The sequence below is a fragment of the Kocuria rosea genome, from assembly GCF_023715525.1.
GTDB lineage: Bacteria > Actinomycetota > Actinomycetes > Actinomycetales > Micrococcaceae > Kocuria > Kocuria rosea_A.
Window position 1 is genome coordinate 1 of sequence record NZ_JAMBOG010000018.1, and the last position, 19,588, is coordinate 19,588.

General features: G+C 73.1%; 16 protein-coding genes and 1 pseudogene. 3 read left to right on the forward strand and 14 right to left on the reverse strand.

Features of this window, described 5'->3' with window-relative positions:
• Window positions 1-390 precede the first annotated feature (390 nt).
• The 6 genes from tyrS to M3185_RS12625 all read right to left on the reverse strand — a co-directional run bounded on the left by tyrS (window position 391) and on the right by M3185_RS12625 (window position 8,181).
• Window positions 391-1,701 (reverse strand): tyrosine--tRNA ligase, encoded by a 1,311-nt coding sequence (gene tyrS / locus M3185_RS12600; protein WP_251334032.1) that lies wholly within the window; start codon window positions 1,699-1,701, stop codon window positions 391-393.
• A 79-nt stretch (window positions 1,702-1,780) separates the two neighbouring features.
• Window positions 1,781-4,042 (reverse strand): HelD family protein, encoded by a 2,262-nt coding sequence (locus M3185_RS12605; RefSeq protein ID WP_251334033.1) that lies wholly within the window; start codon window positions 4,040-4,042, stop codon window positions 1,781-1,783.
• 127 nt (window positions 4,043-4,169) lie between these two features.
• Window positions 4,170-4,706, reverse strand: coding sequence for an adenine phosphoribosyltransferase (locus M3185_RS12610; RefSeq protein ID WP_251334034.1), 537 nt, complete (start codon window positions 4,704-4,706; stop codon window positions 4,170-4,172).
• The gene (locus tag M3185_RS12615) at window positions 4,703-5,413 is read right to left on the reverse strand and encodes a DNA-3-methyladenine glycosylase (RefSeq protein WP_251334035.1); all 711 of its coding nucleotides are present in this window, start codon (window positions 5,411-5,413) and stop codon (window positions 4,703-4,705) included. The genes M3185_RS12610 and M3185_RS12615 overlap by 4 nt, the downstream gene beginning before the upstream one ends.
• Window positions 5,410-6,858: an argininosuccinate lyase gene (gene argH, locus M3185_RS12620; RefSeq protein ID WP_251334036.1), complete on the reverse strand. Its 1,449-nt coding sequence runs from the start codon at window positions 6,856-6,858 to the stop codon at window positions 5,410-5,412. The genes M3185_RS12615 and argH overlap by 4 nt, the downstream gene beginning before the upstream one ends.
• A 111-nt stretch (window positions 6,859-6,969) precedes the next feature.
• A complete protein-coding gene (locus M3185_RS12625; RefSeq protein WP_251334037.1) occupies window positions 6,970-8,181 on the reverse strand; it encodes an argininosuccinate synthase in 1,212 nt (403 codons plus the stop codon).
• 391 nt (window positions 8,182-8,572) lie between these two features.
• On the opposite strand from M3185_RS12625, the gene M3185_RS12630 reads away from it, so the two are divergent.
• Window positions 8,573-10,249, forward strand: coding sequence for a catalase (locus tag M3185_RS12630; protein ID WP_251334038.1), 1,677 nt, complete (start codon window positions 8,573-8,575; stop codon window positions 10,247-10,249).
• 108 nt (window positions 10,250-10,357) lie between these two features.
• Here M3185_RS12630 and M3185_RS17550 read toward each other — a convergent pair whose 3' ends face one another.
• Both M3185_RS17550 and M3185_RS17555 read right to left on the reverse strand, forming a co-directional pair.
• A complete protein-coding gene (locus M3185_RS17550) occupies window positions 10,358-10,681 on the reverse strand; it encodes an AMP-binding enzyme (RefSeq protein ID WP_374238511.1) in 324 nt (107 codons plus the stop codon).
• Window positions 10,682-10,852: 171 nt separating this feature from the next.
• A pseudogene (locus M3185_RS17555) lies at window positions 10,853-11,694 on the reverse strand (AMP-binding protein); the annotation flags it as partial.
• Between the two features lie 206 nt (window positions 11,695-11,900).
• Between M3185_RS17555 and M3185_RS12640 the strand changes: the two are divergent.
• Window positions 11,901-12,335, forward strand: coding sequence for an ankyrin repeat domain-containing protein (locus tag M3185_RS12640; RefSeq protein WP_251334039.1), 435 nt, complete (start codon window positions 11,901-11,903; stop codon window positions 12,333-12,335).
• 22 nt (window positions 12,336-12,357) lie between these two features.
• Here M3185_RS12640 and M3185_RS12645 read toward each other — a convergent pair whose 3' ends face one another.
• The 6 genes from M3185_RS12645 to argC are packed head-to-tail and all read right to left on the reverse strand — an operon-like array spanning window position 12,358 to window position 18,390.
• The gene (locus tag M3185_RS12645; RefSeq protein ID WP_251334040.1) at window positions 12,358-12,852 is read right to left on the reverse strand and encodes an arginine repressor; all 495 of its coding nucleotides are present in this window, start codon (window positions 12,850-12,852) and stop codon (window positions 12,358-12,360) included.
• A complete protein-coding gene (gene argF, locus M3185_RS12650; protein ID WP_251334041.1) occupies window positions 12,849-13,817 on the reverse strand; it encodes an ornithine carbamoyltransferase in 969 nt (322 codons plus the stop codon). The genes M3185_RS12645 and argF overlap by 4 nt, the downstream gene beginning before the upstream one ends.
• Before the next feature lie 6 nt (window positions 13,818-13,823).
• Entirely contained in the window at window positions 13,824-15,137 is a 1,314-nt protein-coding gene (locus M3185_RS12655; protein ID WP_251334042.1) for an acetylornithine transaminase, read from the reverse strand.
• Window positions 15,134-16,075: an acetylglutamate kinase gene (argB, locus tag M3185_RS12660; RefSeq protein WP_251334043.1), complete on the reverse strand. Its 942-nt coding sequence runs from the start codon at window positions 16,073-16,075 to the stop codon at window positions 15,134-15,136. Before argB ends, M3185_RS12655 begins: the two co-directional genes overlap by 4 nt.
• A 54-nt stretch (window positions 16,076-16,129) precedes the next feature.
• Window positions 16,130-17,344, reverse strand: a complete 1,215-nt coding sequence (gene argJ, locus M3185_RS12665; RefSeq protein ID WP_251334044.1) for a bifunctional glutamate N-acetyltransferase/amino-acid acetyltransferase ArgJ — start codon at window positions 17,342-17,344, stop codon at window positions 16,130-16,132.
• The gene (gene argC / locus M3185_RS12670; protein ID WP_251334045.1) at window positions 17,341-18,390 is read right to left on the reverse strand and encodes an N-acetyl-gamma-glutamyl-phosphate reductase; all 1,050 of its coding nucleotides are present in this window, start codon (window positions 18,388-18,390) and stop codon (window positions 17,341-17,343) included. Before argC ends, argJ begins: the two co-directional genes overlap by 4 nt.
• Window positions 18,391-18,568: 178 nt before the next feature.
• On the opposite strand from argC, the gene M3185_RS12675 reads away from it, so the two are divergent.
• The gene (locus M3185_RS12675; protein WP_251334046.1) at window positions 18,569-19,537 is read left to right on the forward strand and encodes a quinone oxidoreductase family protein; all 969 of its coding nucleotides are present in this window, start codon (window positions 18,569-18,571) and stop codon (window positions 19,535-19,537) included.
• Window positions 19,538-19,588 lie beyond the last annotated feature (51 nt).

A 19,588-nucleotide genomic window follows, 5' to 3' on the forward strand; every position in this document is an offset into this window, starting at 1 on the left:
ACGGAGGCGGAACGAGCAACGGCCAATCAACCAAACAAAACATTTGGCATCAACAAACATGGCACACTATTGAGTTCTCAAACAACAGACCAAGAACCAGACCCCCAAGGCCCAGAACTCGAAGAAAGGAAGCTGCTTCCGGCTCGGGAACCTCGTTCCCTCCTTCAGCGGCTCAACCATCATACGGAGCCCGTTCCCGGCGTGTCAACTTGACGTTGTCCCGGGTTCCGGACGACCGTGACGGTCGTTCCCGCATGAACTAGGCACGGCTGGTCGCCGTGCTGATCTTTGCGGGTTCGTCGTCCGCCGGCCCCGTGGGCCCTGCCTGACGACTCGATGAACACTACACGCGGCTCCGGGGGCCTGCAACTCGCTCCCCGCGGGCGCCGGTCAGGCTTCGACGACGACGGCGGCGAGGTGCTTCTTGCCCCGGCGGAGCAGGGCGTAGCGGCCGTGCAGCAGCTGGTCGCTGCCCAGCTCGGCGTCCTCGCCGGCGACCTTCCGGTTGTTGAGGTAGGCGCCGCCCTCCTTCAGGGTGCGCCGGGCGGCGGAGCGGGACTCGGAGAGGCCGGTGGCCACGAGCAGGTCGGCGACCCGGTGGGCGCCGGCCTCGACGCGGGCGGTCGGCAGCTCCCGGGCCACGGCGTCGAGGGTGCCGGCGTCCAGCTCGTCCAGCTCGCCCCGGCCGAAGACCGCGGCGGACGCGGCGATGGCCTTCTCGGTGGCCGCCGCCCCGTGCACCAGGGAGCAGACCTCCCAGGCCAGCACCTTCTGCGCCTCGCGCTTGAAGGGGGCCTCCTCCACCTGCCGGTGCAGCTCCTCGATCCGCTCCCGGGTCAGGAAGGTGAACACCTTGAGCCGGTCCACGACGTCGGCGTCGGCGGTGTTGAGCCAGAACTGGTAGAACGCGTACGGCGAGGTGAGCTCCGGGTCCAGCCACACGGCGTTGCCCTCGGACTTGCCGAACTTCGTGCCGTCGGAGTTGGTGATCAGCGGAGTGCCGATCGCGTGCACGGAGGCGCCCTCCACCTTGCGGATCAGCTCGGTGCCGGAGGTCAGGTTGCCCCACTGGTCGGAGCCGCCGGTCTGCAGCGTGCAGCCGTGGTGCCGATACAGGTTGAGGTAGTCCAGTCCCTGGAGGATCTGGTAGCTGAACTCGGTGTAGGAGATGCCCTCGTCGGAGTTCAGGCGCTTGGCCACGATCTCCTTCTTGATCATCGTGCCGACGCGGAAGTGCTTGCCGATGTCGCGCAGGAAGTCGATGGCGGACAGCTGGGAGGTCCAGTCGAGGTTGTTGACCATCACGGCCGGGTTCTCCCCCTCGAAGGAGAGGAAGCGCTCGACCTGGGCGCGCAGCAGCTGCACCCACTGCGCCACGGTCTCCTTGGAGTTGAGCACGCGCTCGGAGGTCTGCCGGGGGTCGCCGATCAGCCCCGTGGAGCCGCCGACGAGGCCGATGGGCCGGTGGCCGGCGAGCTGGAGGCGGCGCATCAGCAGCAGCTGGACGAGGTGGCCCAGGTGCAGCGACGCCGCGGTGGGGTCGAACCCGCAGTAGTAGGTGATCGGCTCCCCCGACAGGGCCTGCTCGAGGGCGGCCTCGTCGGTCGACACGTGCACCAGGCCCCGCCACTGCAGCTCCTGCCACACGGTGGCGAAGGTCGGGTCGTTGTGCTGGGAATTCAGATCAATTGCGTTCGACACGGCTCCCAAGGTACCAGGGCGCGGGCCGGCGCCGGCGCCCTGGTACCCGTCGGGGGAACGGCCGTGACCGCCGTGGGCCTCAGAACCGGTCGAGGCCCGCGGGCAGCTCCCGGGCCGCGACGACGCGCAGCCGCTGGGTCGGGCGGGTCATGGCCACGTAGAGGTTGCCGACGGCGCCGCCGGTCTCCTCCACCAGCGCCTGCGGCTCCACGAGCACCACCGAGTCGAACTCGAGGCCCTTCGCGTCCCAGGCGGAGAGCACCACCACCTGCCGGTCGAGCCGGCGCACCCCGGCGCCGACCAGGCCGGGCAGCGCCTGGGCGAGGGCCGGCCCGATCTCCCGGACCCGGTCCTCGGGCACGATGACCGCCACGAGGCCGCCGCCGACGACCTCGAGCTCGGTGCGCACCTGCTCGAGCACGGCGCCGGCCAGGCCCGCGTCGTCGGACCGGGTGACGATGGGCGGCTCGCCGTCCCGGACGGCGCGCGGAGCGGACAGGGCGAGGCCCGCCGCGCGGGCGACGTCCACGGCGGCCTCGGCGATCGCGGCCGGGGTCCGGTAGTTGACCGTGAGCTCGTCGAGGGAGAACCGCTCCCCCACGAACGGCTCGAGCGCGTCCGCCCAGCTGTGCGCGGCGACGGCCGAGCCCGCCTGGGCGATGTCGCCGACCACCGTGAAGGACTTCATGGGGCAGCGGCGCATCAGCACGCGCCACTGCATGGGCGAGAGCTCCTGCGCCTCGTCGACCACCACGTGCCCGTAGGCCCACGTGCGGTCGGCGGTGGCAGCCTCCGCGGCGGTCATCCGGTGCGGTGTCACGGCGTTGAAGTCGGTGAGCTGGGCGGCGGTGACGATGCCGTCGGCGCCGACGTCCTCCAGGCTCTGGTGCATGTTCTGCAGCGCCCGCTCGGCGTTGTCCGTGGCCTTGCGCTGCTCCCGCTCCGCGTCGGCGCGCACCCGCACCCCGGCGGCGTCGAGATCGCCCAGCAGCTCGGCGGCCTCGTCGAGCAGCGGCACGTCGGCCACGGTGAAGGGGGCGTCGAGCGGGCGCAGCAGCGCCTCGACCTGCGCCGGGCCCAGGTGCGGGGCGGCGGACTCGAGGTAGTGGCGCTTGCCGAACAGCTGCGAGACCAGGGTCTGCGGCGACAGCGGCATCCAGGCGAGGTTCAGGGCGACCCGCACGTCCCGGGACTGGCGGATGTCCTCGGCGAGGTAGGAACGGTCCATGACGTTGCCGCTCGTGCTGTTGAGGTGGTCCCCCAGCTGCTCGGTGAGCTCGCGCAGCACGATCTTCACGAAGGTGTTGCGGGCCTCGTTGTGCGGCTTGCCGGTGGCGCGCGCCTTGTCCCGCGCCCGCTTGACGATCCGGCGGGTGAGCGTGACGCGGTGCGACTCCACGCGCAGCACCTGGTCCCGGTCCGGGACCTTCTGCCGGTCCTTGACGGCCTTGGCGATCACGTCGGCCATGTCGAGGCCGGCCTTCAGCTGCGCGGCCTCGGGGTCGCGCTCGGGGACGGCGGTGACCCCGGGGAACAGCTCCGACAGGGAGGACATGACCACGCCGGTCTCGCCGAGGGCGGGCAGGACCCGCTCGATGTACCACATGAACGACGACGACGGGCCGACGATCAGCACCCCCGCCTTGCGCAGCCGCTCCCGGTGCTCGTAGAGCAGGTACGCGGCCCGGTGCAGCGCCACGGCGGTCTTGCCCGTGCCGGGCCCGCCCTGGACCACGCGCACGCCCGGCAGCGGTGCGCGGATGATCCGGTCCTGCTCGGCCTGGATGGTGGCGACGATGTCCGACATCCGGCCGGTGCGCTTCTGGTTGAGCGCCGCCAGCAGGGCCCCCTCACCGTGGAGCACGCCCTCCTCGTCGAGCATCTGCGCGTCGAGCACGTCGTCCTCGAGGGCGGTGACGTCCCGCCCCTCCAGGATGAGGTGGCGGCGGCGGCGGATGCCCATGGGGTTCTGGGCGGTGGCCTGGTAGAAGGCGGCGGCCTCACGGGCGCGCCAGTCCACCATGAGCCGCTGGTGGTCCTGCGTGGCCAGCCCGATGCGGCCCACGTAGCGGCGGTCGCCGTCGCGCGTGTCCAGCCGGCCGAAGACCAGCCGGTGGTCCACGGCGTTGAGCTGGGCCAGCCGGTCCTCGTAGTGGGAGGCGAAGGCGTCCCGCTCGGAGCGGTTCTGGTGGTTGCCCGCGTTCGCGCTGCGCTGCACGGCGGCGAGCTCGGCCGACTTCTCGGCCCGGAGCTCGTCCAGCCGGTCGTAGAGCATCGCCACGTACGCGCGCTCGACAGCAAGTTGCTCGGCCGCCATCGTGGCGACGGTCGTCTCTGCCATGGGTGGACACCTCGTTCCGGATCGAACAGACCAACGAGTCTACCGCGACGACGTCACCGCGCAGTGACGTTACCGCGCCGTCCGTAACAGGAGCGTCAGGAGGAGCTGCGGGGGCGGCCGGGACCGCTCACACGCGGTAGAGCGCGCGCACCCGGTGCCCGCCCAGCCGCGAGCGCCCGCGCAGGTCGGTGAGCTCCATGATCAGCCCGAAGCCGGCGACGTGCAGGCCGGCCCGGTGCAGCAGCTGGGCCGTGGCGCCGAGCGTCCCGCCGGTCGCGAGGATGTCGTCCAGGACGAGCACGCGGGACCCGCGCGGGACGTCGTCGGTGTGGATCTCGAGCACCGCCGAGCCGTACTCGAGGACGTACTCCTCGCGGAAGGTCTCCCGCGGCAGCTTCCCGGCCTTGCGCACGGGGATCATCCCCACGCCGGAGGCGTAGGCCACGGCGCCGGCCATGAGGAAGCCGCGGGCCTCGACGCCGGCCACGAAGTCGAACTGGCCCCGGAAGGCGTCGACGAGCGCGTCGGTGGTGCGGCGGAAGCCGGCGGCGTCCGCGAACAGCGGCGTCAGGTCGCGGAAGAGGACCCCCGGCTCCGGGTAGTCGGGAATCTTCACGCACAGGCGCTCGATCATCTGCTCCACGGATTCAGTCACGCCCGTCATGCTATCGGTCCGCCCTCCGCGCCCGCCCGGCGACGGCGGCGGGCGGGCGCGGCGCGGTACGGGGAGACCGAGGGCTCGCCGGGGATCCACCACCGCCACGGGAACGCGTCCGTCCCTCCCGGCCCGGACACCCCCGTGCGGGGGCCGGAGGCGAGCGCGGGCCGGGGGGCCGGCTCCGGCGGGACCAGGAAGAAGCCGGGAGCGGCGGCGTCCTCCCCCGGGGCGAGCGGGGCGCCGTCGTGCACGAGGCCGATGCCCATGGCCTTGGCCAGGTTGCCCGGGCCCCGGGCCAGGGCGGCGTCCGGGACGGGGGTGGCGCGGCCGGCGGCGCGGCGCTCGCGGGCCAGGCCGAGGCCCTCGACCACCTCCCCCGCGCGGATTAGGCAGCCGCCGGCCTCGCCCGCGGGGCGGCAGACCAGGTTGACGGCGTGGTGCATCCCGTACGTGAAGTAGACGTAGACGTGCCCGGGCGGGCCGAACATGGAGGCGTTGCGCGGGGTGCGGCCCCGGTAGGTGTGGGCGCCGGGGTCGGGCAGGTCGGAGCCGGCCGGGCCGCCGTAGGCTTCGATCTCCGTGATCCGCAGCGCCACGACGCCCTCGGGAGTGCGGTGGCCGAAGACCCCGCCGAGCAGCCGCGGGGCGGCCTCGGGGGCGGGCAGGGACAGCAGCGCGAGCAGCCGGGCGGCGTCCACGGGGGCAGGGCTCACCCGGCGACGACCGGGGCGCGCCGCGAGAACTCCTCCACCCCGGCGAGCTGGCGCTCGAGCTCCTCGATCTGCGCGGCCACGGCCGAGGGCGCGGTGCCGCCCTGGGCGTCGCGGGAGGCCAGGGACCCCTCGACGGTGAGGACCTCGCGCACGGCGGGGAGGAGGTGGGCGGAGATCCCCGCGAAGTCCTCGTCGGAGAGGTCCCACAGCTCGATCCCGCGCTGCTCGCACACGCGCACGGCGTCCCCCGCGATCTCGTGGGCGTCGCGGAACGGCACGCCCTGGCGCACGAGCCACTCGGCGACGTCCGTGGCCAGCGCGAAGCCCTGCGGGGCGAGCTCCGCCATCCGCGCGGTGTTGAAGCGTAGCGTCGCGATCATCCCCGCGACGGCGGGCAGCAGCACCTCGAGCTGGTCGATCGCGTCGAAGACCGGCTCCTTGTCCTCCTGCAGGTCCCGGTTGTAGGCGAGGGGCAGGCCCTTGAGGGTGGCCAGCAGGCCGGTGAGGTCGCCGATGAGCCGCCCGGCCTTGCCGCGGGCGAGCTCCGCGACGTCGGGGTTCTTCTTCTGCGGCATGATCGAGGACCCGGTGGAGAAGGCGTCGTCGAGGACCACGAAGGAGAACTCCTTGGTGGCCCACGTGGTGATCTCCTCGGAGATCCGGGACATGTCCACGGCGATCATCGCGGTGACCCACGCGAACTCGGCGTAGACGTCGCGGGACGCGGTGCCGTCGATGGAGTTGTGGACGGCGGAGTCGAAGCCCAGCTCCGCGGCCACCGCGGCCGGGTCGAGGCCCAGGGAGGACCCGGCGAGCGCGCCGGAGCCGTAGGGCGAGACCGCCGCGCGGACGTCCCAGTCGACGAGGCGCTGGACGTCGCGCAGCATCGCCCAGGCGTGGGCGAGCAAGTGGTGGGACAGCAGCACGGGCTGGGCGTGCTGGAGGTGGGTGCGCCCGGGCATGGGGGCCCCGGGGTGGGCCTTCGCCTGGTCGAGCAGGGCCCGCACGACGTCGAGCACGTTGCGGGCGACGATCCCGGCGTGGTCGCGCAGGTACATCCGGCCGAGGGTGGCGATCTGGTCGTTGCGGGAGCGCCCGGCGCGCAGCTTGCCGCCGAGCTCGGGACCGGCCCGCTCGATCAGCCCCTTCTCGAGGGAGCCGTGCACGTCCTCGTCGGACGGGGCGGGCACGTAGGCCCCGGAGCGCACGTCGGCCTCGAGCCGATCGAGGGCCCCGAGCATGCCGGTGAGCTCGTCGTCCGTGAGCAGCCCGGCGGTGCGCAGCACGCGGGCGTGGGCGCGGGAGCCCGCGATGTCGTAGGGGGCCAGGCGCCAGTCGAAGTGCGTGGAGCGGCTCAGGGCCGCGAGGGCGTCGGCGGGCCCGCCCGCGAAGCGCCCGCCCCACAGGGCGCCCTCGTTGGTCCCGTGCTTGTCCTGCTGCGCCATCGTGTCTCCTCGTCCGGTCGTGGGTGGCGTGGACGGAGGGCCCCACCGCCGGGATGGGGCCCTCCGTCGTCGTGCCCGGTCCTGTCGGGACCGAGCCTACGTGCTCCTGGTCTACTTGCCCTCGGCCGCGAGGCGCTGGTCGCGGGAGGCCGCGACCTTGGAGGACATGCCGAACAGCTCGATGAAGCCGCGGGCCTGGGACTGGTCGAACGCGTCGCCCTCGTCGTAGGTGGCGAGGTTGAAGTCGTACAGCGAGGTGCCGGAGCGGCGGCCGGTGACGGTGGCGTTGCCGGCGTGCAGCGTCATCCGGATGTCGCCCTCGACGTGGGTCTGGGTGTCCTGGATGAAGGCGTCCAGGGACTTCTTCAGCGGGGAGAACCACTGGCCGTCGTAGACCAGCTCGGTCCAGCGCTGGTTGACGGTGCGCTTGAAGCGGGCCTGCTCGCGCTCGATCGTGACGTTCTCGAGCTCGCGGTGCGCGGCGATGAGGGCCATGGCGCCGGGGGCCTCGTAGACCTCGCGGGACTTGATGCCCACGAGGCGGTCCTCGACGATGTCGATCCGGCCGATGCCCTGGGCGCCGGCGCGGCGGTTCATCTCCTGGATGGCCTGCAGCGGGGTGACGGCCTGGCCGTCGATGGCCACGGGGATCCCGCGCTTGAAGCTGACGACGACCTCGTCGGCGGGCGGGGGGAACGTGGGGTCGTCGGTGTAGTCGTAGACGTCCTTGGTGGGGGCGTTCCAGATGTCCTCGAGGAAGCCGGTCTCGACGGCGCGGCCCCACACGTTCTGGTCGATCGAGAAGGGGTTCTTCTTCGTGGTCACGATCGGCAGGCTGTGCTTCTCGGCGTAGTTGATCGCCTTGTCGCGGGTCAGGGCGAGGTCGCGGACCGGGGCGATGCACTTGAGCTCCGGGCCGAGGGTCTGGATGCCGACCTCGAAGCGCACCTGGTCGTTGCCCTTGCCGGTGCAGCCGTGGGCGACGGTCGTGGCGCCGAAGCGCTGGGCGGCGGCCACGAGGTGCTTGACGATGACCGGCCGGGAGAGCGCGGAGACCACGGGGTAGGCGTCCATGTACAGGGCGTTGGCCTGCAGCGCGGGCATGCAGTACTCGGCCGCGAACTCGTCGCGGGCGTCGGCCACGTAGGCCTCGACGGCGCCGCAGTCGAGGGCGCGCTGCCGGATGGTCTCGAGGTCCTCCCCGCCCTGCCCGACGTCGACGGCCACGGCGATGACCTCCGCCCCCGTCGCCTCCCCGATCCAGCCGATGGCCACGGAGGTGTCCAGGCCTCCCGAGTAGGCCAGCACGACGCGCTCGGTCACGGTGTTCTCCTTCAGTAGTGTTCTGGGCTTGCGGACGCCGGGGGGCGTCCACCCTGCTGTGCATGACTATACACAAATGGTTGTATTTATGCATCGCCGGGACCCGGTCCCGCCTCCTTGACGCACCCCACCCGGGGTGATCGACTGGGGGCGCGGCCCTGGCCCACCCCCGCACCGCCCGCACCCCCGCGCGGGCCCCGGGCGCCGGCCCTCCGCACCGCTTCCCGGGGCCGCCACGGCAGCCGCTCAATTATGAATCACTAGCAATAACGCCCTGCTTCCGACATACTGGCTCCCGGGTGGTGGCTTCGCCGCCGACCACATGCGGATCGGCCGGGACCCGGCGTCCCGGCCGTCCATTCCACCCGGTCCCGATCCCGAGAGGAACCCAATGACGAACGTTCCCGACCAGACCCTGACCACGCGCCAGGGCCACCCGGTCTACGACAACCAGAACACCCGCACCATCGGCTCCCGCGGCCCCGCGACGCTGGAGAACTACGCGTTCCTCGAGAAGATGAGCCACTTCGACCGTGAGCGCATCCCCGAGCGCGTGGTCCACGCCCGCGGCACCACCGCGTTCGGCTACTTCGAGGCCTACGGCAAGTACGGCGACGAGCCCATCGCCAAGTACACCCGGGCCAAGCTCTTCCAGGAGCCCGGCAAGCGCACCGACGTGGCCCTGCGCTTCTCCACCGTGGCCGGCGGCCGCGACTCCTCCGAGGTGGCCCGCGACCCGCGCGGCTTCGCCGTGAAGTTCTACACCGAGGACGGCAACTGGGACCTCGTCGGCAACAACCTCGGCGTGTTCTTCATCCGTGACGCCATCAAGTTCCCGGACTTCATCCACTCCCAGAAGCCGGACCCCGTGAACTTCGAGGCCGGGGTCGCCAATCGCGCCTTCGACTTCTGGAGCCAGTCGCCCGAGGCGATGCACATGATCACGATCCTGTTCTCCCCGCGCGGGATCCCGGCGGACTACCGCCACCAGCAGGGCTTCGGCGTGAACACCTACAAGTGGGTCAACGCGGCCGGCGAGTCCGTGCTCGTGAAGTACCACTGGATCCCGAAGCAGGGCGTCAAGTCCCTCACCTCGGAGGACGCCGCCAACATCCAGGCGCGCACGCTCGGCTCGCACACCAAGGACCTCTACGACGCGATCGAGGCCGGCGACTACCCCGAGTGGGAGCTGCAGGTGCAGGTCATGGAGGACCACGACCACCCGGAGCTGGACTTCGACCCGCTGGACGACACCAAGGTGTGGCCGGAGGAGCTGTTCCCGCCGAAGCCGGTGGGCCGCATGGTGCTCAACCGCAACCCGAAGGACTTCTTCGCGGAGAACGAGCAGATCGCCTTCGGCACCGGCGTGCTGGTGGACGGCCTGGACTTCTCCGACGACAAGATGCTCGTGGGCCGCACCTTCTCGTACTCGGACACCCAGCGCTACCGCGTGGGCCCGAACTACCTGCAGCTGCCGGTCAACGCGCCGAAGGCCAAGGTCGCCACCAACCAGCGCGACGGGCAGATGGCCTACCGCGTGGACCACGCCCCGGGCCAGAACCCGCACGTGAACTACGAGCCGTCCATCACCGGTGGCGTGCAGGAGGCCCCGAAGGACGAGGGCTACCACGCCTCGGTCGGCCCCGAGATCACCGGCCGCCTCACCCGGGCGCGGATCGAGCGGACCAACGACTACAAGCAGGCCGGCGAGCGCTTCCAGCTCCAGGAGGACTGGGAGAAGGAGGAGCTGATCTCCAACCTGATCGGCGCCCTGTCCCAGTGCGACCGCCCGATCCAGGAGCGCATGGTCTGGCACTTCTACATGGTCGAGGACGAGCTGGGCCGGCGCGTGGGCGACGGCGTCGGCGTGTCCCTCGAGGACGTGCGCGACCTGGGCCCCCTGCCCACGCAGCGCCTGTCCGAGGAGGAGCTGCAGCGCGTGGCGAACCTCGGCAGCAACGGCCCGCGCAACGTGGAGGGCCTGACCATGACCCACTGCGTCCCGAACGAGCGCGTGGTCGTGGAGCGGGAGCCCCAGCAGGCGAGCCCCGCGATGATGTCCAACTGATCCCGGCACCGGGGGCCCGCCGGGCGGGCCCCCGGACGGGCGGACGCCCGGAGGGGGCCGACCGCGATCCGCGGTCGGCCCCCTCTCGCGTGCCCGGCGGGCACCGGCTCAGGCGGGGCGCACCGCGCCCCCGAGGTCGAGGGAGCGCTTGAGGATCTTGCCCGTGGGGCCCTTGTGCAGCTCGTCGACGACCTTGTACCAGCGCGGGTGCTTGTGCTTGGCCACGCGCTCGCGCACGAAGGCGTCCAGCTCGCCCAGCCTGCCGTCCGCCCGGTCCGCGGGCGTGTCCCGGAAGGCCACGACGGCGGCGACCTCCTCGCCCAGCTCCTCGTCGGGGACGCCGACCACCGCCGCCTCGGCGATGCCCGGGAACTGGTGGATGACCTCCTCGACCTCGCCCGGGTAGACGTTGCAGCCGCCGCCCAGGACCATGTCCTTCTTGCGGTCCACGATGTAGTAGCAGCCCTCCTCGTCGACCCGGGCGAGGTCCCCGGTGTGGAGCCAGCCGCCGCGGAGCGCGGCCTCCGTCGCCTCCGGGTTGTGCCAGTAGCCCTCGTAGACGGGGGCGTCGAAGACCTGCTCGAAGCGCGAGAGGACCTCCACGGGCAGCGGGGACCCGCCCGAGACCCCGGCGCGCCGGTGCGGCAGCTCCGCCGGCCCGTCGCCGGCGGCGTGCAGCAGGGCGATGTACATGCTCGGCACGCCCGCGAAGACCGTGACCTTGTCCCGGGCGAGGATCCCGAGCACCCCCGCCGGCTCGAAGCGCGGCAGCAGCGTGACGGTGGCGCCGGCGGAGACGACCCCGTTGAGGGCCACGGTCTGGCCGAAGACGTGGAACAACGGCAGGCCGCCGAACATGACGTCCCCGGGCCGCACGGAGAACAGGGCCGCGGAGAGCCGAGCGTTGCTGAGCGGGTTGTGGTGGGTGAGCACGGCGCCCTTGGGCCGGCCCGTGGTGCCGGAGGTGCAGAGCAGCACCGCGGTGTCCCCGTCGGCCCGCTCGACGACCTCGGGCAGCGGGGGCACCTGGCCCAGGGCCTGCAGGGTGCCGGCGGGGGTCACCACGACCACCGGCACCTCCCGGCCCAGCTCGGCGACCGCCCGGTGGGCGGCCTCGGCCATGGCCTCCCAGACCAGGACCACAGAGACCTCCGCGTCGCCGAAGTGGTGGGTCAGCTCCCGCGGGCTGAGCAGGGGGTTGAGGGGACGACCACGCCGCCCATGCGCAGGATGCCGTGGTAGGCGATGGGCATGTGCGGGACGTCGGGCAGGATCATGGCCACCCGGTCCCCCGGCCCCACCCCGGCGCCCACGAGCATCGACGCGACGCGGGCCGAGAGGTCGTCCAGCGCGCCGTAGGTCAGCGCGCGGTCGTCGAGGACCACCGCCCGGGCCTCGGGGCGGGCCGCGGCGGAGTCGGTGAGCAGGGTGGCGAGGTTGGTCATGGGGTGCTCCGGATTCCCGGTGCGGGCGCACCGGCGTGACAGGCGTGCTCGGTGGGACGGATCACGCGAGCGTGCCAGGGGGTTACGGCAACGCCAGGACCCGGGTACCGGGCCGGCTTCGGGGGCGGGGGCCCGCCCCCGATAAACTGCTGTACCGGAGCCGTGGCGCCCACCACGGTCGCACCCACCACGTGAGGACGAGACCCATGAGCGAGAACCCCCAGCAGCCCGAGGGCGGCGCCGCGCCGGAGCTGACCGAGGAGGAGATGGCCTACGTGCTGTCCCTGTTCGACATGGCCCGGGCCGGCGACACCGAGAACCTGCTCCCGGCGCTGCGGGCGGGCGTGCCCGTGAACCTGACCAACGGCAAGGGCGACACCCTGCTGATCCTCGCCGCCTACCACCGGCACGAGGACACGGTGGCGGCCCTGCTCGAGGCCGGGGCGGACCCGGACCGGGTCAACGACAACGGCCAGACGGCGCTGCTGAGCGCGGTCTTCCGCGGCGAGGAGGGGATCGTGCGCCGGCTGCTGGAGGCCGGGGCCTCCCAGACGGCGGGCGCCCACTCGGCCGCCGACTTCGCGAAGGTCTTCGAGCGCACGGAGCTGCTGCCGGTGCTGGAGGAGTACGCGGGCCGCTAGGCCAGCCGCCGGCCGGCCGCGCTCACTCGGCGAGCTCGAGGAAACGACGGGCGACGGCGTCGCCGCCGCCGGGCTCCCGGCACACCACCATGATGGTATCGTCCCCGGCGATGGTGCCGAGCACGGACGGGATCACGGAGGCGTCGATCGCCGAGGCGAAGTACTGCGCGGCCCCGGGCGGGGTGCGCAGCACCACGAGGTTGGCACTGGCCTCGGCGGTGACCAGCAGCTCCCGGCACACCCCGGCCAGCCGGGCGTCGAGCACCTCCTGCGTGAGCCCGGCGGTCGGCGCGCGGTCGGGCCCGGCCTGCGGCACCGCGTAGACGAGGGCGCCCTCGCCGTCCCGGACCCGCACGGCGCCGAGCTCCACGAGGTCGCGGGAGAGGGTCGCCTGGGTGACCTGCACACCGTCCTCGGCCAGCCGGGCGGCCAGCTCGGCCTGGGAGTGGATCGCCCCCCCGCTCACCAGGGCCACGATCCGCGCCTGTCGGGCGGTCTTGGTCGCCGGGATGCTCACGGGCGCGCCGCGGGCGCGCCCGCGGCCCCCAGCTCGTAGCGGCCCGACTGCGCCATGAGCCACACCAGCAGCGCCTTCTGGGCGTGCAGGCGGTTCTCGGCCTCGTCCCACACCACCGACTGCGGGCCGTCGATGACCTCCGCCGTGACCTCGGCCCCGCGGAACGCGGGCAGGCAGTGCAGGAACAGCGCCCGGGGGTCCGCCTTGGCCATCGCCGAGGCGTCCACGACGTACGGCGTGAAGATCCGGGCGCGGGCCTCCCGCTCGGCCTCCTGGCCCATCGACACCCACGTGTCGGTGCACACCACGTCCGCGCCGGCGAGCGCCTCGCCGGGGTCGGTGGTCACGAGCACGGAGCCGCCGGTCTGCGCGGCGCGCTCCTGGGCGGCGCGCACGACGCCGGGGTCGGGAAGGTAGCCCTCCGGTCCGGCCACGCGCACGTGCATCCCCGCGGTCACCCCGCCCAGCAGGTAGGAGTGGGCCATGTTGTTCGCCGCGTCGCCCAGGTAGGCGAACGTCAGCCCGGCGGGGTCGCCCCTGTGCTCCCGCACGGTCAGCAGGTCCGCGAGGATCTGGCACGGGTGGTAGTCGTCGGAGAGCCCGTTGACGACCGGCACGGTCGAGGCCGCGGCCATCTCCTCGAGGCCCGCCTGGGCGTAGGTGCGCCACACGATCGTGGAGACCATGCGGGAGAACACCCGGGCGGTGTCCGTCACGCTCTCCTTGCCCAGCTGCGACTCCCCGGGGTTGATCACCAGCGGGTTGCCGCCGAGGTCGGCGATGCCCGCCGCGAAGGAGACGCGGGTGCGGGTGGACGTCTTGTCGAAGATCACGGCGACGGTCTGGGGACCGGCGTAGGGACGGTGGGCCCAGCGGTCCGCTTTGAGCTCGGCGGCGAGCGCGAGCACCTCGGCCTGTTCCTGCTGGGAGAGGTCGGTGTCGACGAGGAAGTGGCGGGGGGTCATGGACGGTCAGGCTTCCTTCGGTGCGCTCTCGGCCGGCGCCGTGACGGCGGCGGCCGCGGTGGACAGGATCTCGGGCAGGGCGGCCACGAAGGTGCGCGCCTGCTCCGGGGTGAGGACCAGGGGCGGGGCCAGGCGCAGGGTCGCGGGCCCCGGGGCGTTGACGAGGAACCCTGCCTCGCGCGCGGCGTCGACGACGGCGGGCGCGAAGGGGGCCGCGGCCCCCTCGGGCACGTCGAGGTCGGCCCCGATGAGCAGCCCGTGCTGCCGCACGGAGCGCACGCCGGAGGTGGCCCGCAGCCCCTCGGCGAGCACGGCGCCCACGGTGCGGGCGTTGCCGAGCAGGTCGTCCTCCTCGATGACCAGCAGGGTGGCGAGCCCGGCGGCGGTGGCCGGCGGGTTGCCGCCGAAGGTCGTGCCGTGCTGGCCGGCGGTGAGCAGCCCGGAGACCTCGGGGCCGACGGTGAGCATCGCGCCGATCGGGAAGCCGCCGCCCAGGCCCTTGGCCAGGGTGATGGCGTCGGGCAGGTCCGGGCCCGTGAGCTCGGCGGCCGAGGCGAACCACCGGCCGGTGCGGCCCACGCCGGTCTGGACCTCGTCGACGACGAGCAGGGCGCCGTGCTCGCGGGTGAGCTCCCGGGCGCGCCGCAGGTACCCCTCGGGCAGCCCGAGCACGCCGGCCTCGCCCTGGATCGGCTCCACGACGAGCGCGGCGACCGTGTCGTCGAGGTGCTCCTCGAGCGCCTCGAGCGTGGCGGGGATGTGCCGCACCCCGGCGGGCAGGGGCTCGAAGGGCGTGCGGTAGGCCTCCTTGGCCGTCAGGGCCAGGGCTCCCATGGTGCGGCCGTGGAAGCCGGACTCCAGGGCGAGGACCGTGGTGCGGGGCCGGCCGTCGGGACCGGGCCGCTCGTGGCCGTTGCGGCGGGCCAGCTTGAAGGCGGCCTCGTTGGCCTCGGCCCCGGAGTTCGTGAAGAACACGTGGGAGCCGGCGGGCGCCCCGGCCAGCTGGAGGAGCTTCCCGGCCAGCGCGATCTGCTGCGGCGAGGTGAAGAAGTTGGAGACGTGCCCGAGGGTGCGCAGCTGGCGGCTCACGGCCTCCACCCACCGGGGGTGGGCGTGGCCCAGCGCGTTGACGGCGATGCCGGCCAGCAGGTCGAGATAGTCCTTGCCGTCGGCGTCGGTGACCGTGCAGCCCTGCCCCTGGGTGAGCACGAGGGACGGGCTGCCGAAGACCCCGAGCAGGGACTCGGCGTACTCGCCGAGCAGGCCCCGCTGGGCGGAGGCCGGAGAGGCCGGGGAAGGGGTGGAGTCGAGCGCGGTCATGAGTGGGCTCCGTCGTCGGGGATGAGCTGGGTACCGGTGCCGGTGCCGGTAAAGATCTCGAGCAGGCAGGAGTGGGGGGTGCGCCCGTCGACGATGGAGGCCCGGCCCGTCCCGCCCTCCACGGCCCGCAGCGCCGCCTCCATCTTTGGGATCATCCCGGACTGCAGGGTCGGCAGCAGCTCGCGCAGCTCCGAGGCGGTGAGGGAGGAGATCAGGGAGTCCTTGTCCGGCCAGTTCGCGTAGAGGCCCTCCACGTCGGTGAGGGCCACGAACTGCTCGGCCCGCAGGGCCACGGCCACGGCGGCGGCCGCGGTGTCGGCGTTGACGTTGAGGACCTCGCCCGTGGGCCGGCCGTGCTCGTCGACCTCGGGGGCGACGGAGGAGACGACCGGGATCCGCCCGGCGTCGAGCAGCTGGGTGATCGGCGCGGCGTCGACCGCGACCACCTCGCCCACCCAGCCGAGGTCGACCGGGGCGCCGTCCACGACCGTGCCCCGGCGCACCGCGCCGAAGAGGGAGGCGTCCTCCCCGGACAGGCCCACGGCGTAGGGCCCGGTGGCGTTGAGCAGGGAGACGAGCTCGCGCTGGACCTGGCCGGTGAGGACCATGCGGATCGCGTCGACGGCCTCGCGCGAGGTCACGCGCAGTCCCCCGCGGAACTCGGACTCGATGCCCAGCCGCTCCAGCATCCGGTTGATCTGGGGGCCACCGCCGTGCACGACGACGGGCTTCACCCCGAGGTGGCGCAGGAGCACCATGTCCTCGGCGAAGGCCCGGCGCAGGGGCTCGGAGACCATGGCGTTGCCGCCGTACTTGAAGACCATCACGGAGCCGGCGTGGCGCTGGATCCAGGGCAGGGCTTCCACCAGGACGCCCGCCTTGTGCTGGGCGGTCGCGTCGGGGCTCGCGTCGGTGGTCGCTTCGGTGGGGTGGGGCATCGTTCTCCTGCGCCGTCGTCTCGGAAGGGGCGGTGGGTCCGGTCGAAGTCGGGGTCAGCTCGAGTACGCGCTGTTCTCCTCGACGTAGTCGTGGGTCAGGTCGTTGGTCCACACGGTGGCGTCGGCGTCGCCGGCCTTGAGGTCGACGAGCACGGTCACCCGCCGGTCCGCCGCGAGGTCCACGCCCTCGCGGGGGTCCCCGATCGCGCCGTTGCGGCACACGGTCACCCCGTTGATCGTGACGTCGAGCTTGTCCGGGTCGAACGCGGCGTCGGTGGTGCCCACCGCGGAGAGCACGCGGCCCCAGTTGGGGTCGTTGCCGTAGATCGCGGCCTTGAACAGGTTGGAGCGGGCCACGCACCGGCTCACGTCCTCGGCCTGCTTCTCGGTCAGCGCGTTGACGGTGGTGATCTCGATGTCGTGGGAGGCGCCCTCGGCGTCCCGGATCAGCTGCTGGGCCAGGGAGTGGCACACGGCCGTGACGGCCTGGCTGAACTCGAACTCGTCCGGGACGACGCCCGACGCGCCGGAGGCCAGGAGCACCACGGTGTCGTTGGTGGACATGCAGCCGTCGGAGTCGGTGCGGTTGAAGGTCACCTTCACGGCGTCCTCGAGGGCCCACTGCAGCCCGTCCGAGGACAGGTCGGCGTCGGTGGTGAGGACCACGAGCATGGTGGCGAGGCCCGGGGCGAGCATGCCGGCGCCCTTGGCCATCCCGCCGACGGTCCACCCGTCGCGGACGTAGGCGGCCTGCTTGGGCACGGTGTCGGTGGTCATGATCGCCCGGGCGGCGGCGGCGCCCGCGGCGTCGTCGTCCCCCAGCGCCCCGACGACCAGGGGGACGCCGCGCTCCATGACGTCCATGGGCAGCTGGACGCCGATCAGCCCGGTGGAGCACACGACGACGTCGCCCGCCCCGATCCCGAGGGCCTCGCCCACGAGCTCGGCGGTCCGGTGCGAGGCCTGGAAGCCCTGCGTGCCGGTGCACGCGTTGGCGCCCCCGGAGTTGAGGACCACGGCGGAGGCGTTGCCGTCGGCGGTCACGGCCCTGGACCACTGGATCGGGGCCGCGGCGACCCGGTTGGTGGTGTAGACCGCCCCGACGGTGCTCTTGGGCCCGTCGTTGACGACCAGGGCGAGGTCGGGCCCGCCGGAGTCCTTGAACCCCGCCGTGGCGCCGGCAGCGCGGAAGCCCCGGGCGGCGGCCACGCCACGGGTGGTGTCCACCACGAGGGAGCCGGCGGGCTGCTGGGACGGATACGTTCTCACGGGGCGACTCCTTGAAGGGTGAGGCCGGTGTCCTCGGGCAGGCCGAGGGCGAGGTTCATGGACTGGACGGCACCGCCGGCGGTGCCCTTGACGAGGTTGTCGATCACGCACGTGACGACCACCCGGCCCGCGCGGGCGTCGAGGGCCAGCTGCAGCTGGGCGTGGTTGGAGCCGGCGACCGACTTCGTGGCCGGCCACTGCCCCTCCGGCAGGACGGTGACGAACGGCTCCGCGGCATAGGCCGCCTCCCAGGCCTCGCGCAGCTGCGCGGCCGTGACGCCCTCGGCGACCCGGGCGGTGGCGGTCGTGAGGATGCCGCGGGGCATCGGGGCCAGGGTGGGGGTGAAGGAGATCCGGACGGGCTCCCCCGCCGCCTTCGCCAGGCCCTGCTCGATCTCGGGGGTGTGCCGGTGCGCACCGCCCACCCCGTACGGGGACATGGAGCCCATGACCTCCGCGCCGAGCAGGTGGGCCTTGAGGGCCTTGCCCGCGCCCGACGTCCCGGACGCGGCGACGATCACGACGTCCTGCGGCTCGAGCAGCCCCGCCGCGAAGCCCGGGCCCAGGGCGAGCAGCGCGCTGGTCGGGTAGCACCCGGGCACCGCGATCCGGGTGGCACCGCGCAGCTGCTCGCGCTGACGGGTGCCCCGGGAGTCCACGAGCAGCTCGGGCAGCCCGTAGGGCCAGGTCCCCGCGTGCTCGGAGCCGTAGAACTGGTTCCACTCCTCGGCGGAGTCCAGCCGGTGGTCCGCGCCCGCGTCGATCACCACGGTCCCGGCCGGCAGCTGCGCCGCGACCTCCGCGGACGCGCCGTGCGGCAGGGCGAGGAACACGACGTCGTGGTCGGCGAGGAGCTCGGCCGTGGTCTCCACGAGCACCCGGTCCGCCAGGGAGTGCAGGTGGGGCTGCAGCTCCCCCAGCCGCCGGCCCGCGCTGGAGTGCGCGGCCACCGCGCCGATCTCGATCTGCGGATGGCCGGTCAGGATCCTCAGGACCTCTCCGCCGGCGTACCCCGAGGCCCCGGAAACTGCTGCGCTGAACGTCATGCTGCCCACTCTAGCTCAAAGTTATGCACCCACATCAATAATTATGCACCACGGCCGGGCGGACCGGGAGTGGGTCGAGTGCACGGCCCGCGGAGGTCCCCCGGGGTCCGGCCCGCGCCGGAACGGGACGCCTACGATGGCAGGAGTCCGCGTCCTCAATGCCCAGGAGGTACCCGTCATGGTTCGTTGCGTCATGGTCGAGAAGGCCGGAGGCCCCGAGGTGCTGGTCCTCGGCGAGCGCCCGGACCCGCAGCCCGGTCCGGGGCAGCTGCTGGTCGAGACGCGGGCGGCAGGGGTCAACTTCATCGAGGTCTACCAGCGGGAGGGCGTCTACCCCGTGGAGCACCCCTTCATCCCCGGCTCGGAGGGCACGGGCGTCGTGACGGCCGTGGGCCCCGGCGTGGCGCACTTCGCCCTGGGCGACCGGATCACGACGTCCCAGGCCTCGCGCACCTACGCCGACGCGTTCGTCGTCGACGCCGACAAGGCCCTGCGCGTGCCCACCGGCGTCCCCGACGAGGTCGCCGCAGCCCTGCCCCTGCAGGGGCTCACCGCGCACTACCTGGTCCGCTCCACCTGCCCGGTACGGGAGGGCGACGTCGCCGTGATCACCGCCGGCGCGGGCGGGGTCGGCGGCCTCGTGGTGCAGCTGCTGAAGTCGCTGGGGGCCACGGTGGTCGCCCTGGTCGGCTCCCCGGAGAAGGCCGGGACGGCGCGCTCGCTGGGCGCCGACGTCGCGCTGGTCGGCTACGAGGGCTACGCCGAGCAGGTCCGGGAGCTCACCGGGGGCCGCGGCGCCGACGTCGTCTACGACTCCGTGGGCAAGGACACCTTCGACGAGTCGCTCCGGGCGCTGCGCAAGCGCGGGATGCTGGTCCTCTTCGGCGGGTCCTCCGGGCAGGTCCCGCCGTTCGACCTGCAGCGGCTGGCGCACCACGGGTCGCTGTACGTCACCCGGCCCACGCTCAACGACTACCTGCTCGACGAGAAGGAGCGCAACTGGCGCGCCGGCGAGCTGTTCGACGCCGTGCTCGACGGGTCGCTGGGCGTCCGGGTCGCCGGGACGTTCCCGCTCGCGGACGCGCGGCGGGCCCACGAGGTCCTGCAGTCCCGGTCCGCCCAGGGCAAGCTGCTGCTGGTCCCGTGACGGGGCTCACCCCCGGGCGGGGGCGCTCCTCCGCCCGGGGGACAATGAGCG